Consider the following 14,815-nt stretch of genomic DNA (forward strand, 5'->3'; position numbering starts at 1 on the left):
AAGCAAATCTTTTTGTGTAGCGCCGCGTCAGTTCAGGTAAGGGGACCAGGACGGTTCTCTGACTTCGCCTTGAGCGGTAGGAAGCGGGAGCCTTACGCGTCCATTAATGGACACGAGCATCAAGACTCCCCGGCCCTGCTGGCGGGTGGCGTAGATTACCATGGTGCCGTTGGGCGCAACAGTAGGCGACTCATCAAGGTTGCTATCTGTGAGGATTTTTACACTTCCGCGCGCCAAATCCTGCACCGCAACCTTGAAATTAGTGAAGCCGTCCTGCCGGTGAATCATTACCAGCGTCTTTTCATCGGCTGACAATTTCGGGTTGGCGTTGTAGTTACCTACGAAAGTTACTCGCTCAGCACCACCACCATTAATATTTGTCTTGTAGATCTGTGGCTTGCCGCCACGGTCCGACGTGAAGTACAGCGTCGAGCCATCTTTACCAAAGAACGGTTCGGTATCAATAGACGAATCGTTGGTTACGCGACTCAACTGACGCGAAGCCAGGTTCATCACATAAACTTCCGGGTTACCGTCCTTCGACAACACGAACGCAAGCTTGGTGCCATCAGGTGACCACGCAGGCGCGCCGTTCAGGCCTTCAAAGTTGGTGATCTGCTCGCGGCGACCGGTATCGATGTGCTGAACGAAGATGCGCGGACGCTTCTGCTCAAACGATACATAGGCAATACGCTTGCCGTCGGGTGCGAAGCGCGGAGACAGGATCGGCTCACGAGATTGCAACAGGGTCACTGCACGAGCACCGTCGTAGTCCGAACGCTGCAACGTGAAGCGGGTGTTGTTCTCGGAGAAACGCTCAGCAGTCACGTACAGCATACGGGTGGAGAAAGCGCCCTTGATGCCGGTCAGTTTCTCGAACGACTGATCCGCAATGTAGTGCGACATGTCACGCAGTTGATCAGTAGTACCCGACACGTTACCGGTCAGTACCTGCTGCTCGGTCGCCACGTTGAACAGTGCATATTGCACCTGCAGGCGACCACCTGCAGGAACGATATTACCGACCATCACGTATTGTGCGCCCAGTGCTTTCCAGTCACGGAAGATGACTTCGCTGGCCTGGCTTGGCTGGCTGATCATGTTCTGACGCGCGATCGGTGCGTAGTAACCCGAATTGCGCAGGTCATTGCCGATGATTTCCGACATGTCCTCTGGAAGTACGTTGCCGCCCTGCCAGCCAAAAGGCACAACAGCGATAGGCGTTGCACGGTCACTGCCGCTGGTGACCAGAATGTTCTTCTCTTCTGCACTGACCATACCGGCCGCACAACAGAGAACGACTACTAGTAGTCCTCGAAAAAGCTTGATCACAAGGCTAGATCTCCAGGTGTAAATGTCATCTTGAATGAACGATAGGGAGCGAAGTCCGCGGCCTTCATACCCTGCATTTCTGTCAAGCGGCCAATGTTCTTGACTGCTGCGACTGCTGAACTGTCAAACGGCCCGTCTCCGCTGGATTTGGCAACCGATACCGAGGCAATAGTGCCATCCGGCAACATACCAATCTGCAGCGTAACGGACATGTTGTTACGTGCTGATGGTGGTCGACTCCAGCCCTCGGAGGCTCGAACACGAATCAGATCGTCGAAACTACCCGCGACTTCGTCACCCTGCTCATCCGCCAATGCCTGTTGCCGTTCCGGTTTATCGGAGAGCAGGTCAGCCAAGGCCTGAGCCTTTTTGTCTTCAGCAGATTTGCGAGCTGCTTCCTGCGCCTTCTTGGCAGCATCGGCAGTGGCTTTCTTCTTCGCGTCGTCAGCTGCTTTCTTTTTAGCGTCTTCGGCAGCCTTTTTCTTGGCGTCTTCAGCCGCTTTTTTCTTCGCATCGTCGGCGGCCTGTTTCTTGGCTTCCTCGGCTGCAGCTTTCTTGGCGTCTTCCTCGGCCTTTTTCTTGGCGTCGTCTTCAGCTTTTTTCTTGGCAATGTCCGCCAGCTGTTTTTCTTCAGCTTTTTTGGCATCAGCCTTCTTGGCTTCATCAGCTTTCTTCGCTTCGTCGGCCTTTTTCGCCTCGGCCGCTTTCTGCGCTGCTTCTTCAGCCTTCTGTTCTTCCGCTTTTTGAGCAGCCTCTTCTTTCTTTTGTTCCGCAGCTTTTACAGCTTCCTGCTTTTCCTGCTCGACTTTCTTCTGTTCCAGCTGCTCGACTTCTGTCTGTCGTGCAGCGGTCTTCTTCGCCTCGCCGGCAATTTTCTGGTTGGTCTGGGTTGTCGCCTGACTCTTGGACTTGAGCTGGTACAGGGTGGCCTGCACGATAGGCTTGGCTTCGGGCAATTCCGGAGTCATGGCAAAGCTGACAAACAGCAAGCCAAAAATCAGGACATGCAACGCCACGGCCCAGACACTAGGCCAGAAATAATTCTCCGAGGCGGACGGCTCTCGAATTGGCTGCATCAGGGGGCCTCAGTAATCAAGCCGACATTCCCGACCCCTGCCTTCTGCAGCCCACCCATGGTGCCCATGACCGAACCGTAATCAACGGTTTTGTCGCCACGAATGAAAACCTGCGTCTGCTTGCCGGCTTCACGTCCGGCGGCAACGATTTTGGTGACGGCCGAGGTCAGCTGCGGCAAGGTCATTGCCTTGTCCATCTGCTTGTCGGTGTCGACTTCGCTGCCAAGATTCCAGTAATAGGTCTTGTCAGCCTTGATCGAAATGGTCAGGACCTGATTGTTGTTGTCTTGCGGCAAAGCCTCGCTGGAGACTTTGGGCAAATCGACTTTCACGCCCTGATTGATCATGGGAGCGGTGACCATGAAGATGACCAGCAGCACCAACATCACGTCGATGTAAGGCACTACGTTCATTTCGGCGACCGGCTTGCGTTTTCTGCGGCGATCTCGAGCGATTAAAGCCATTGGGAATTACCTGCTCACTCTTCGCTGGTGTGCACTTTACGGTGCAGGATGGCCTGGAATTCATCGGCGAAGGTGTAGTAACGGCTGATCAAGGTCTCGCTGCGAGCGGCGAAACGGTTGTAAGCGATTACTGCAGGGATCGCCGCGAACAGGCCAATGGCTGTTGCGATCAGTGCTTCGGCAATACCGGGCGCAACAGTGGCGAGTGTCGCCTGTTGTGCTGTGGCCAGGCCGCGGAAGGAGTTCATGATCCCCCACACGGTACCGAACAAGCCGATGTACGGGCTGACGGAGCCAACGGTGGCCAGATAAGGCAGACCCGATTCGAGTTTCTCTTCCTCACGCGAGATGGCAACACGCATGGCACGAGCCACGCCTTCCATCACGGCCTCTGGATCGACACCTGCCTGCTGACGCAGACGCGAGAACTCTTTGAAGCCGGCACGGAAGATCTGCTCGACACCCGAATCAGGGTCTGGATTGCTGCCCGCCTGACGGTACAGTTTGGACAGATCGATGCCGGACCAGAAACGCTCCTCGAAGCTGTCCAATGCCCGGCGCCCAGCACGCAGCATGTTGCTGCGCTGAAAAATCATGATCCATGAAGTGACTGAAGCAGCCACCAGGATCAGCATGACCAACTGAACGACAATGCTGGCATTACTGACCAAACTCCACATGGAGGAATGGTCGACGACGTTAGCTTCCACGCTTGCTCTCCTGCTCTGTATGTGTGCCCGCGCCGCCCTGGTCGGCAAAGGCCGCACGCAGAGCTTCGGGAATGGCCCGGGGCTTCAAACTATCGGCGTTTACACACGCCACCAAGAACTGCCCCTCACAGAGCAGCGTTGCATCCGCAGCCCGCCTGACTTCTTGTTTGAAGCGCAGGCTGACACGGTTCAATTCGATTACTTCAGCGCTGACCAGCAGTTCGTCATCCAGTCGCGCCGGCTTGTGATAACGAGCCTCGCTGGAATGCACAACGAACAACAAGCCTTCCTTCGCCATTGAGGATTGGGCGAACCCCAGATCCCGCAGCCGCTCGGTACGAGCTCGCTCCATGAATTTCAGATAATTGACGTAGTAGACAATGCCGCCTGCATCGGTGTCCTCGTAATAAACGCGACAGCGATGTGCGAACGACTGAACCCCGTTTTGCGCGCGCATACTCTAGTGCTTACTCCTCAGGTTGCCAATCCGCCACGGCAACTGTTTTTCAACGTTTTGCCGGTTATTTCGTGTCGACCTGACGCAGCTGCCAGTCTGACCGCGCAAACCCCGAATAAATCAGTGTTTTGCGCTTTTTTAAATGTCTTCATCTGCAACAAATTGTTCGGCACCTGGCATCTCACCCATTCGGGAAGGAATATTCAGCCCGAAGTGCAAATAGGCATGGCGGGTCACGACCCGCCCACGTGGTGTGCGCATGATATAGCCTTGCTGGATCAAATAGGGTTCCAGCACGTCTTCAATGGTATGGCGCTCTTCACTGATCGCCGCAGCCAGACTGTCTACACCCACCGGACCGCCGTCAAACTTTTCGATCATGGTCAGCAGCAAACGCCGGTCTTGATGATCAAAACCGCGCTCGTCGACATCGAGCAGATTGAGCGCCAGATCAGCGATAGGCTTGGTAATCTCGCCCTTTCCACGTACTTCGGCGAAATCCCGCACCCGGCGCAACAGGCGATTGGCGATCCGCGGCGTGCCACGCGCCCGGCGAGCAATCTCAAACGCCCCCTCCGGCTCAATCGGCAGGCCCAGAATCCCCGCAGAGCGCGAAACGATAGTTGCCAGATCCGCGATGCTGTAGAACTCCAGACGCTGCACGATACCGAAACGGTCACGCAACGGATTCGTCAGCATGCCGGCCCGGGTGGTTGCCCCAACCAGCGTAAACGGCGGCAGATCAAGCTTGATCGAGCGAGCCGCAGGCCCTTCGCCGATCATGATGTCGAGCTGAAAGTCCTCCATCGCCGGGTAAAGGACTTCTTCAACGATAGGCGACAGCCGGTGAATCTCGTCGATGAAGAGAACATCGTTGGGTTCAAGATTGGTCAGAATCGCCGCAAGATCACCCGGCCGCTCCAGTACAGGGCCCGACGTGCTCTTGATGGAAACCGACATTTCCTGGGCAATGATATTGGCCAGTGTGGTCTTGCCCAAACCGGGCGGGCCGAAGATCAGCGTGTGGTCGAGCGCTTCGTTACGTCCGCGAGCGGCCTGGATGAACAACTCCATCTGCTCACGTACCGTCGGCTGACCAATATAGTCGGCAAGGCTCAGTGGACGAATTGCGCGATCAATCTGTTCATCACGATCACGGCCGCCACTGGCGGTTATCAGGCGGTCAGCGTCAATCACTTAAGCCATTCCCTTCAAGGCACGTCGAATCAAATCTGCACTACTCAAGTCTTTTTCCTTGATAGCGGAAACCGCTTTGCTCGCCTCTTGAGGCTTGTAACCCAGGGAGATAAGCGCGCTGACCGCATCATTCTCGGCTGTCGCCACGGGTTCCGGCGCATTTGGCCCGTTGGAAACCAGTGCAAAAGTCCCAGGCAAGGTTTCCCAGGCCTTGAAGCGATCCTTGAGCTCGACGAGCAGGCGCTCGGCAGTCTTTTTACCTACGCCCGGAATACGGGTCAAAGCAGAAGTGTCCTGGGCCTGAACGCAACGTACCAACTCATCCACTTCCAGACCGGACATCAAGGCCAGCGCCAGTTTCGGACCCACTCCATTCAGGCGGATCAGCTCCCGAAACAGCTCGCGCTCACGCTTCTCATAAAAACCATACAACAGGTGTGCATCCTCACGGACCACCAGGTGAGTATGCAGCGTCACGGGCTCGCCGACATGCGGCAGGCGGTAGAGCGTGGTCATGGGGACCTCGATCTCATAGCCGATACCGTTCACATCAAGCACCAGATGCGGCGGCTGTTTCTCAGCCAAAAAGCCGCGTAAGCGTCCAATCACGTATCAAATCCTTTCGTATTGCCGGCCAGACCACGTGACCAACGCGAAATAGTGTTCGCAATCATTGCAGGCATGACACAGCCTGCAAGCAGAAATGTTAAAGCAGATGATGCTAACAGAGACACAGCCCCACTATCGCAAGCATTAGAGACGCAGGCGACCACCGCGACTGCGAGCCGTGTTCAGGCCGTGAGGAATCAGGCTTGAACGCGTATGCGCATGACACAGGGCGATCGCCAGGGCGTCGGAAGCGTCGATTTGCGGCTTCTGGGTCAACTTGAGCAGATGCATGACCATCATCATCACCTGCTCTTTATTCGCCCCCCCGGTGCCAGCGACAGCTTGCTTGACCTGAGTCGCCGAATATTCGGCAATCTCCAACCCCTCTTCGGCCCCGGCAACGATTGCCGCGCCCCGTGCCTGGCCCAGCTTCAAGGCCGAGTCAGCGTTACGCGCCATAAAAACCTTTTCAATGCCCATGGTCACGGGACCGTAGGTCTGAATGACTTCCCTCACCCCGCGGAACACAATCTGCAAACGCTCATGCAGCTCGCCACTGCCGGTGCGAATACAGCCCGACGCCACGTAAACACAGCCACGCCCGGTATCTCTCACCACGCCATAACCAGTGATTCGGGAGCCCGGGTCTATACCAAGAATAAGAGTCATAAAGCCTGCAGCTTGAGAAGTGATACCCAGCGAAGATCGCAGCATAAAGGCAGAAGCCGGAGGCCGATAGCGGTGCCAGTAACATCGCTATCGCCCTCCGGCCCCTTTGTCCTGCAGAAATCTGTCAGCCCAACTGTTCCATGACTTCGTCCGGAATTTCCGCATTGGAATAGACGTTTTGTACGTCATCCAGGTCTTCGAGCATGTCGATCAGCTTGAGCACCTTTTCTGCTGTTTCCAGATCAAGTACCGCGCTGGTTGTCGGCAACATGACGATTTCAGCGTCCGTAGCGTTGAAGCCAGCCGCTTCAATAACATTGCGAACTGCGTAAAAGCTGGAAAACGAGGTGAACACATCAATGCTACCGTCATCATTGGTGACGATATCATCGGCGTCAGCTTCCATTGCAGCTTCGGTCAGAGAGTCTTCATCAACACCGGCGGCAAACGAGATCTGACCTTTACGATCAAACAGATATGCGACGGAACCATCTGTGCCCAGGTTGCCACCACACTTGGTGAACGCATGGCGTACGGCTGCCGCAGTGCGATTACGGTTGTCAGTCATGGTTTCAACCATGATCGCCACGCCACCCGGGCCGTAGCCTTCGTAGCCCAACTCTTCGACATCGTCACCATCTGCTGCACCGGTGCCACGAGCCACTGCGCGGTCAATGGTGTCGCGGGTCATGTTTGCACCAAGGGCCTTGTCCAGCGCAAGACGCAGACGAGGGTTGGAGCCCGGATCGCCGCCGCCCTGACGGGCTGCAACGGTCAGCTCACGAATCCACTTGGTAAAAATCTTGCCCTTTTTGGCATCCTGACGCTCTTTGCGGTGCTTGATGTTCGCCCACTTAGAATGACCTGCCATATCTCGCTCCAGATTCTTTTTCAAACACCTTCGCCTTTCGCCCATCGATAAACAGGCAAAAGGATTTACTTGATCAGGGGTACAGCCATGCGGGACGCGCTCCCCCAGGATGGAGGAACGCGTCCCGTCGAGCGTTACTCAGCCTTTGGCTGTTCACGCAAACGGATGTGCAGTTCACGCAAGGCCTTGGCATCCACAACGCCAGGAGCCTGGGTCATGACGTCAGCAGCGCTCTGGGTTTTCGGGAACGCAATCACTTCACGAATCGACTGGGCGCCGGTCATCAGCATGACCAGACGATCCAGACCAAACGCCAGACCACCGTGCGGTGGTGCGCCGTACTTCAGGGCGTCGAGCAGGAAGCCGAACTTCTCCTGCTGCTCGTCTTCAGCGATACCCAGCAGACGGAACACCGCCTGTTGCATTTCCTTGCGGTGAATACGGATCGAACCGCCACCCAGCTCGGTACCGTTGAGTACCATGTCGTAGGCACGGGACAGAGCGGTTGCCGGGTTGGCCTCCAGTTCTTCCGGGGTGCACTTCGGCGCAGTGAACGGGTGGTGCAATGCGGTGAAGCTGCCGTCGTCGTTCTCTTCGAACATCGGGAAGTCCACAACCCACATCGGTGCCCATTCGCAGGTGTGCAGTTTGAAGTCGTTACCGACCTTGATGCGCAGCGCGCCCAAGGCCTCGCTGACGATCTTGGCTTTGTCCGCGCCGAAGAACACGATATCGCCATCCACTGCGCCAACACGATCCAGGATCACGTTGAGGTTGGCTTCCGGGATGTTCTTGACGATTGGCGACTGCAAGCCTTCAACACCCGCAGCGCGCTCGTTGACCTTGATGTAGGCCAGGCCTTTGGCACCGTAGATGCCGACGAACTTGGTGTAATCGTCGATCTGCTTACGCGGAATGCTCGCCCCACCTGGAACACGCAGCGCGGCAATACGGCATTTCGGATCGTTGGCCGGACCGCTAAACACCTTGAAATCAACTTCTTTGAGTTGGTCGGCAACGTCAACCAGTTCCAGCGGGTTACGCAGGTCTGGCTTGTCTGAACCGTAGCGGCGCATGGCTTCTTCGAAAGTCATGTGCGGGAAATCACCGAACTCCAGATCCAGCACTTCCTTGAACAGCTGACGAATCATCTTCTCGGTCAGACCGATGATTTCTTCTTCAGTAAGGAAGCTGGTTTCGATGTCGATCTGGGTGAATTCAGGCTGACGGTCGGCGCGCAGGTCTTCGTCGCGGAAGCATTTAGCGATCTGGTAGTAACGGTCAAAACCGGCAACCATCAACAGTTGCTTGAACAACTGCGGGGATTGCGGCAAGGCAAAGAAACTGCCTGGGTGTGTGCGGCTAGGTACCAGATAGTCGCGAGCCCCTTCCGGAGTTGCACGCGTCAGGATTGGCGTCTCAACGTCGAGAAAGCCGTTTTCATCCAGATAGCGACGAATGCTGGTAGTGATGCGCGAACGCAGACGCAGCTTCTCGGCCATTTCCGGGCGACGCAGGTCGATGAAGCGATAGCGCAGACGGGTTTCTTCGCCCACATCGGAATATTCGTTGAGCGGGAACGGCGGGGTTTCCGACTCGTTCAGTACTTCCAGCTCATACCCGAGCACTTCGATGGCGCCGGATGCCATGTTGGTATTTACGGCACCCGCCGGACGAGCACGCACCTTACCGGTGAGCTTGACGACGTATTCGCTACGAACGCGGTCGGCAGCGGCAAAGGTCTCTGCACGGTCAGGGTCGAAAACCACCTGAGCCATACCTTCACGATCACGGATATCGAGGAAAATCACCCCCCCGTGGTCGCGACGGCGGTGGACCCATCCGCAAAGGGTAATTTCCTGACCTTCCAGGCTCTCGTTCAATTGGCCGCAATAATGGCTGCGCATCATGATGGTCTGTTCACTTCTCGTAATTCGAAATTCGGTGGAGCTTTCGCTCTTGGCTTGCGCTCAATAGTGCAAGAGCCCAGGCACGCGTTCAAGCCATCGGCCCGTCGCTGCGCACTGTAGGCGCAGACGTGCCCGTTTTTAGCAAGGCCGAGGATTATATAGCGTTAATCACGACCGTGCAGCCGCGCAAACCGAACAGATCAAGATAACTTCGCCACTGCTGGCAGCACCGGGCACTGCAGCCGCCAGAGCAAGCGTAAAGGCAGGCCCGCCAAAACAGCGAGCCCACGAAAATTGGAGGCCCATGCGAGGGCGTTATGCCTGCGTCAGATCCAGGCTGCCACCCTTCAAAAGATGGGCAACACAGACGACCCGGATCAGACCGCTGAAATTTTTCACCCCGCCGTAGCGTAGATGTACTTCTCTGTCGATATAAGAAAGTACCGCATTGACAGAACAGTCATTGGATCTGGCGATGGTTGAAAGAATATTCCAGTAAACATTTTCAAGTCGCAAACAGGTTGCCAGACCGTTAAGCCGTACTGACCTGGAGTGTGGCTGAGCCAGTGACATGTTGAAATCTTCGACAAACGGATCATTACAAATCTTCGTGTGACGCTTTAGGTCTTTTACGTCGCATTCGACCTCTCGAACCATAACGGCTTCCTCTAAACAATAAATTCGGGTCCTGTGAGAAACATTTAAATATAAATAAATGCCTGCCTATCAGGCCCGATTTATGTGTTGATAACCAGCCGCATTAAGACTTAAAACATGTAGGACATCACTACAAAGTGCAGAGGAATAATGAATAACCGCCTAACAGAAGAGACTAATTTCACGTGCAGGTAATGAATAGTTATAGCCCCTCCAGAAAATCAACCTTCCCGCAGGCAAATGCATCACAACTGTTGACGGAGCAGCAAAAGCGGGGGCATCAGCCCGAGAGGATGAGAAAGACGAGTGGTGCCACGCACCACTCGTAGTATCTATTACTTGGTTTCGAGCATGGAACGGAGCATCCACGCCGTTTTTTCATGAACCTGCATTCTCTGGGTCAGCAGGTCTGCAGTCGGTTCATCACTGACCTTATCCAGAAGAGGAAAAAGACTACGCGCAGTGCGTACTACAGCCTCTTGCCCTTGCACCAGACTTCTGATCATATCTTCAGCACCCGGCACACCCTCTTCTTCTTTGATCGAAGAAAGGCGAGCATAGGTTGTATAAGTGCCCGGAGCCGGGAAGCCCAGCGCACGAATACGTTCGGCAATGGAGTCAACCGCCAGAGCCAGTTCGTTGTACTGCTCTTCGAACATCAGATGCAGCGTACGAAACATTGGCCCACTGACGTTCCAGTGAAAGTTATGAGTCTTCAGATAAAGAACGTAGGTATCTGCGAGCAAATGAGAAAGACCATCGACGATTGACTTGCGATTCTCTTCGCTGATACCGATATCGATTGCCATGTATTTCCCCTTTCAATTGGTGATTTTAATCCAGCAGGTACAGCAGCCACTGTACCAAGACACGAGTCGGGACGCAGCCCTGTAGTGCAAATACCTGCGCTCCTGCAGGGACAGACCAGGGCACCAAATGAGAATGACTGACACCGCCCGTCGCTTTGTGTCGCTCAGGACTCTCCGTCTGCGATGTAACGCAAGCTGTTGATTTGAGTAGCCCTGAGCTTTGCTGTTAAATACACGGCGTGTCTCGGCATCTGACTGATCGGGCTGCTGTGCATAGGCTGAAAGTTCACTCGTGCCTCACGCCTTCACTTTTCTAGAAGCGTACCGGGTGTCCTCAGCTATTTCCTTGTGATCCATCTTAATGTGAGTTATCGAAATGTTGAAAATAGTCCACCTGCTAACGGGAGCCGCAGCCCTGCTGCTTTCCTTTATTCCCAGCCTGCGTAGCGAAGCATTGTCTTCTCTATTGCAACCCGATGCGCTTTATCTGGCATTCTTCGGCCTGCTGAATCTTGTACTGGCACCCGTGATCCCCTACTGGAACAGAGGACCACGTCATCACCTGCAAAATCTGGTCAGCGCACTACTTGTCCTTGCTGTTGTGCTTCAAATCCTGACCTTGCTTGTACCGTTGGAAACCATTGCTGGCCAGCCAGCCATCATCGCAGCACTCACCGCCGCCCTCATCGCGGTAGCCCTGCACCTGGCCGTCAGTTTTTACCGGTCCTCTCCTTCACCCGTTGCGCAAAGCCACGACATGACCAACCGCGATACAGGTACCGTAAAGTGGTTCAACACGTCCAAGGGCTTCGGCTTTATTTCGCGTGACTCCGGCGACGATATATTCGTGCATTTCCGGGCCATTCGTGGCGAAGGCCACCGTGTGCTGGTCGAAGGCCAACGTGTAGAGTTCTCGGTCATGAATCGCGACAAGGGCCTTCAGGCAGAGGATGTAATTGCAGCCTTGCCACGCCGCTGATTTTTACCGCAGTACAAAAAACGGCCTTCTATCTAAATAGAAGGCCGTTTTTTTATGCCCACTGAGACTCAATAATGTGGCGGTGGCGCGTCCTCGCCGAACATTTCGAATTGACTGCCCATTTCCTCCTGACGCTTGAGCATGGCCGCCATTTGCTGCTGCAGCCGGTCCAGTGCCCGCTGTTGGGTGACAAGCACGTCATTGAGGGCCTGGATAGTATCATCCTGAAAAGCCAGTCGACTCTCCAGATCGGTTACTCGTGCTTCAAGAGTCATGATGACTGCTCCGCAAAGGTGAAATTGCTGACCAGTACCTTGCGCAGATTATCCCTGATCAGCGAGAACTCCTGCGCGGTATAAGGCTGAGCAGGATGCTTGCCCCACACCGGCGCCGGCCAGGCGATATCGGTTTTTCGTCGCACGATGACATGCATGTGAAGCTGGCTGACGACATTACCGAGGGCGGCCACGTTGAGCTTGTCGGCGTTGAACAGCTCCTTCAGCAGCTCTGAGAGGGCAGTAGTCTCTGTCCACAACTGCAACTGGTCAGTGGCATCCAGCTGGAAAACTTCGGAGATATCAGGGCGTCGTGGCACCAGAATAAACCAGGGGTAATTTGAATCATTGGACAAGAGCAATCGGCACAACGGGAAGTCGCCAATGAGCAATGCATCTTCTTGCAAGCGTGAATCCAGAACGAACACGATATAACTCCTGATCTACAGGTGAGCGTTTGCACAGACTTGTATTTTTAAACCGTCGCGCACTACCAGGCAGGATACTCGGGAACAACTACAACTTCACGACTTACCTTCCCGGTGATCGGTTTACAGCGCCCCGACTCCCCATGCTTACCTTATTAAGCCCTGCCCGCGATTGCGCACCATTAAGAATCAACCAGCACGTGCGATGCCCCATTTACGCACACCCGACCAGAAAGCCATCACTATGACATCTGTTACATATCTCTACAGATATGCAACCGATAACTCGGCGCAGAAGCCCCCGGAAAAAGGCATGCGTCATCTAAATGAAACGAAGCGGCGCTACACATTACTCACCGGCCGCGCCCTCGGGCCACTCTAATGCACGAGGAATGGCCAACGCACCAAAACGACCCGGTTTCCAGTCACAAATCAACCGTTCCCGTCCGGACTACTCAAGTTACGCCCTCACGGGTAACGCGCCCTGCCGGAAAACCCTGAATCGCGACGAAAACGCTGCTTATTTTTTAAAATCAATTTTTATTTATTATGTTATTTTTCAATCACTTAAAAAACACTTCGAAAGTAAATGCTCGTTTTTTCACATTTTTTTCTCATTCCGCTAAGCTTTGTGCACGGTTGTTGCTATGGTACTGAGCAAGGGTGAATGCTCTCCTGGCGGATCAGGAGAAAACAGCGCCCATGCATGAGGCGAAGAGACAGCCCAAGGAGGGATGACGGACGTACCGCATAGACTCTTTGAACCTGTGCTCAAGCATTCGAAGTAACACAGTAGTTGCGTACGCTTATGCATTTGCGACTGACGCAGTAATCGTTTGCGACAACACCGTAAAAATTTTGCAAGGTTAGGTCTGTAACTATCGCCACCCATGTCAGCGTGATATAGATTTCGCCGACACAAAAAGAAAGAGCCGTCCAGATAAAAAAACAGGTGGACGGCAGTACTCTTCTCTTAAAAACCAAAGGAGCAAGTCACGATGAGAGTGATGAAGTGGAGCGCAATCGCACTGGCCGTTACTGCCGCCAGTACTCAATTGGCAACAGCAGCACCGTTTGTCAGCGATCAGGCTGATGCCAAAGGTTTCATTGAGGGCAGCACGCTGGACCTGAAGGCTCGCAACTACTATTACAATCGCGACAAGAAAGACACCAACGTTGACGACAAAGACTGGACCCAAGGCTTCTGGGGTAATTTCAGCACCGGTTACACGCAAGGCACCATCGGTGTCGGCGTTGAGGCCTTTGGCTATTTCGGCCTTAAGCTGGACGGTTCGGACAAATATTCAGGTTCGGGCAACCTGGTCACCAACAGCCAAGGCGAGAACGAAGACAGCTTCGGCAAAGCCGGTGGCGCTGTTAAATTCCGAGTTTCGAAAACAGAGCTGAAAATTGGCGACATGCAGCCAACCAGCCCTGTATTCGCCGTGGGCGGCTCTCGTCTGCTGCCTCAAACTGCAAGCGGTATCAGCTTGCAGAGCAGCGAAATCGCTGGCCTGGATCTGGAAGGTGGTCACTTCTACTCCGGCACCAGTCAGGATGACACCAGCCACAGCGGCAACATTTGGGCAACCTATGCGGGCCAGTCGGCAAAGTCGGCTGACTTCGTAGGTGGTAAATACTCAATTACTGACAGCCTTGGTGTCGCGCTCTACGCAGCAAAACTGGAAGACATCTGGGACCAGTACTACGCCAACGTAAACTATGCATTGCCGCTGACTGACTCTCAGTCTCTGGCATTTGATGCAAACCTGTATCGCACCGAAGACGAAGGTAGCGCGAAAGCGGGCGATATCAGCAACACCGCGTTCTCTGGCTCGGTCGCTTACTCGTTCGCAGCCGCTCATACCGTGACTGTTGCATTCCAGAAGATCAACGGCGATACACCGTTCGATTACATCGGTATCGGCGACAACAACAGGGGTGGCGACTCGATCTTCCTGAATAACTCCATCCAGTACTCCGACTTCAACGGTCCTGGCGAGAAATCCTGGCAGGCACGCTATGATCTGAACATGACTCCATACGGTGTTCCAGGTCTGAGCTTCATGACCCGTTACATCAAAGGTTACGACATTGACGGCACCAACACCCCGACGGGCAGTGCCTATGCAAACTTGTATGGCGCAGACGGCAAGCACCACGAAACCAACTTCGAAGCCAAGTACGTGGTTCAGGCCGGTCCAGCCAAAGACCTGTCGTTCCGCATCCGTCAAGCATGGCACCGCGCCAACGACGATCAGGGTGAAGGCGACGTTAACGAGTTCCGTCTGATTGTCGACTACCCGATCTCGGTCCTGTAATCGCCACTCAGCTTCTCGTTTAATGAAAAGCCCGGCTGATGCCGGGCTTTT

16 protein-coding genes are annotated in these 14,815 nt (G+C 54.5%); 2 read left to right on the top strand and 14 right to left on the bottom strand.

All coding sequences use genetic code 11. The features are described 5' to 3' along the window. Positions 1-27: 27 nt before the first annotated feature. From tolB to EE949_RS15745, 12 genes are all read right to left on the bottom strand, one after another. Positions 28-1,278 carry a Tol-Pal system beta propeller repeat protein TolB gene (tolB, locus tag EE949_RS15690; protein WP_240350591.1) on the bottom strand — a complete coding sequence of 417 codons (1,251 nt, stop codon included), beginning with the start codon at positions 1,276-1,278 and terminating at the stop codon, positions 28-30. 50 nt (positions 1,279-1,328) lie between these two features. Then, positions 1,329-2,408 carry a cell envelope integrity protein TolA gene (gene tolA, locus EE949_RS15695; RefSeq protein WP_087274352.1) on the bottom strand — a complete coding sequence of 360 codons (1,080 nt, stop codon included), beginning with the start codon at positions 2,406-2,408 and terminating at the stop codon, positions 1,329-1,331. Beyond that, positions 2,408-2,872, bottom strand: a complete 465-nt coding sequence (gene tolR, locus EE949_RS15700; RefSeq protein ID WP_032630699.1) for a protein TolR — start codon at positions 2,870-2,872, stop codon at positions 2,408-2,410. The genes tolA and tolR overlap by 1 nt, the downstream gene beginning before the upstream one ends. A 14-nt stretch (positions 2,873-2,886) precedes the next feature. After that, positions 2,887-3,582 (bottom strand): protein TolQ, encoded by a 696-nt coding sequence (gene tolQ, locus EE949_RS15705; RefSeq protein WP_122665117.1) that lies wholly within the window; start codon positions 3,580-3,582, stop codon positions 2,887-2,889. Next, complete coding sequence (ybgC, locus tag EE949_RS15710) at positions 3,572-4,039, bottom strand: tol-pal system-associated acyl-CoA thioesterase (protein WP_122665118.1); 468 nt, start codon at positions 4,037-4,039, stop codon at positions 3,572-3,574. Before ybgC ends, tolQ begins: the two co-directional genes overlap by 11 nt. Positions 4,040-4,177: 138 nt before the next feature. After that, on the bottom strand, positions 4,178-5,236 hold the full coding sequence (gene ruvB, locus EE949_RS15715; protein WP_122665119.1) for a Holliday junction branch migration DNA helicase RuvB: 1,059 nt from the start codon (positions 5,234-5,236) through the stop codon (positions 4,178-4,180). After that, on the bottom strand, positions 5,237-5,845 hold the full coding sequence (gene ruvA / locus EE949_RS15720; protein WP_122665120.1) for a Holliday junction branch migration protein RuvA: 609 nt from the start codon (positions 5,843-5,845) through the stop codon (positions 5,237-5,239). 144 nt (positions 5,846-5,989) lie between these two features. Continuing rightward, complete coding sequence (gene ruvC, locus EE949_RS15725) at positions 5,990-6,514, bottom strand: crossover junction endodeoxyribonuclease RuvC (protein ID WP_027898225.1); 525 nt, start codon at positions 6,512-6,514, stop codon at positions 5,990-5,992. A 124-nt stretch (positions 6,515-6,638) separates the two neighbouring features. After that, positions 6,639-7,385: a YebC/PmpR family DNA-binding transcriptional regulator gene (locus EE949_RS15730; protein ID WP_122665121.1), complete on the bottom strand. Its 747-nt coding sequence runs from the start codon at positions 7,383-7,385 to the stop codon at positions 6,639-6,641. Positions 7,386-7,519: 134 nt separating this feature from the next. Then, on the bottom strand, positions 7,520-9,295 hold the full coding sequence (gene aspS / locus EE949_RS15735; RefSeq protein ID WP_122665122.1) for an aspartate--tRNA ligase: 1,776 nt from the start codon (positions 9,293-9,295) through the stop codon (positions 7,520-7,522). Positions 9,296-9,610: 315 nt separating this feature from the next. Beyond that, positions 9,611-9,952, bottom strand: a complete 342-nt coding sequence (locus EE949_RS15740; RefSeq protein ID WP_162874447.1) for a ribbon-helix-helix domain-containing protein — start codon at positions 9,950-9,952, stop codon at positions 9,611-9,613. Between the two features lie 335 nt (positions 9,953-10,287). Beyond that, on the bottom strand, positions 10,288-10,761 hold the full coding sequence (locus tag EE949_RS15745) for a Dps family protein (protein ID WP_027898221.1): 474 nt from the start codon (positions 10,759-10,761) through the stop codon (positions 10,288-10,290). Between the two features lie 376 nt (positions 10,762-11,137). Between EE949_RS15745 and EE949_RS29975 the strand changes: the two genes are divergently transcribed. After that, positions 11,138-11,740 (top strand): cold-shock protein, encoded by a 603-nt coding sequence (locus tag EE949_RS29975; RefSeq protein WP_162874446.1) that lies wholly within the window; start codon positions 11,138-11,140, stop codon positions 11,738-11,740. A gap of 68 nt (positions 11,741-11,808) precedes the next feature. Here EE949_RS29975 and EE949_RS15755 read toward each other — a convergent pair whose 3' ends face one another. Both EE949_RS15755 and EE949_RS15760 read right to left on the bottom strand, forming a co-directional pair. Further along, positions 11,809-12,015: a SlyX family protein gene (locus EE949_RS15755; RefSeq protein WP_122665123.1), complete on the bottom strand. Its 207-nt coding sequence runs from the start codon at positions 12,013-12,015 to the stop codon at positions 11,809-11,811. Continuing rightward, complete coding sequence (locus EE949_RS15760; protein ID WP_122665124.1) at positions 12,012-12,443, bottom strand: HIT family protein; 432 nt, start codon at positions 12,441-12,443, stop codon at positions 12,012-12,014. Before EE949_RS15760 ends, EE949_RS15755 begins: the two co-directional genes overlap by 4 nt. A gap of 998 nt (positions 12,444-13,441) precedes the next feature. Here EE949_RS15760 and EE949_RS15765 point away from each other — a divergent pair. After that, positions 13,442-14,764 carry an OprD family porin gene (locus tag EE949_RS15765; RefSeq protein WP_122665125.1) on the top strand — a complete coding sequence of 441 codons (1,323 nt, stop codon included), beginning with the start codon at positions 13,442-13,444 and terminating at the stop codon, positions 14,762-14,764. Positions 14,765-14,815 lie beyond the last annotated feature (51 nt).

The organism is Pseudomonas viridiflava (assembly GCF_900602065.1).
Lineage (GTDB): Bacteria > Pseudomonadota > Gammaproteobacteria > Pseudomonadales > Pseudomonadaceae > Aquipseudomonas.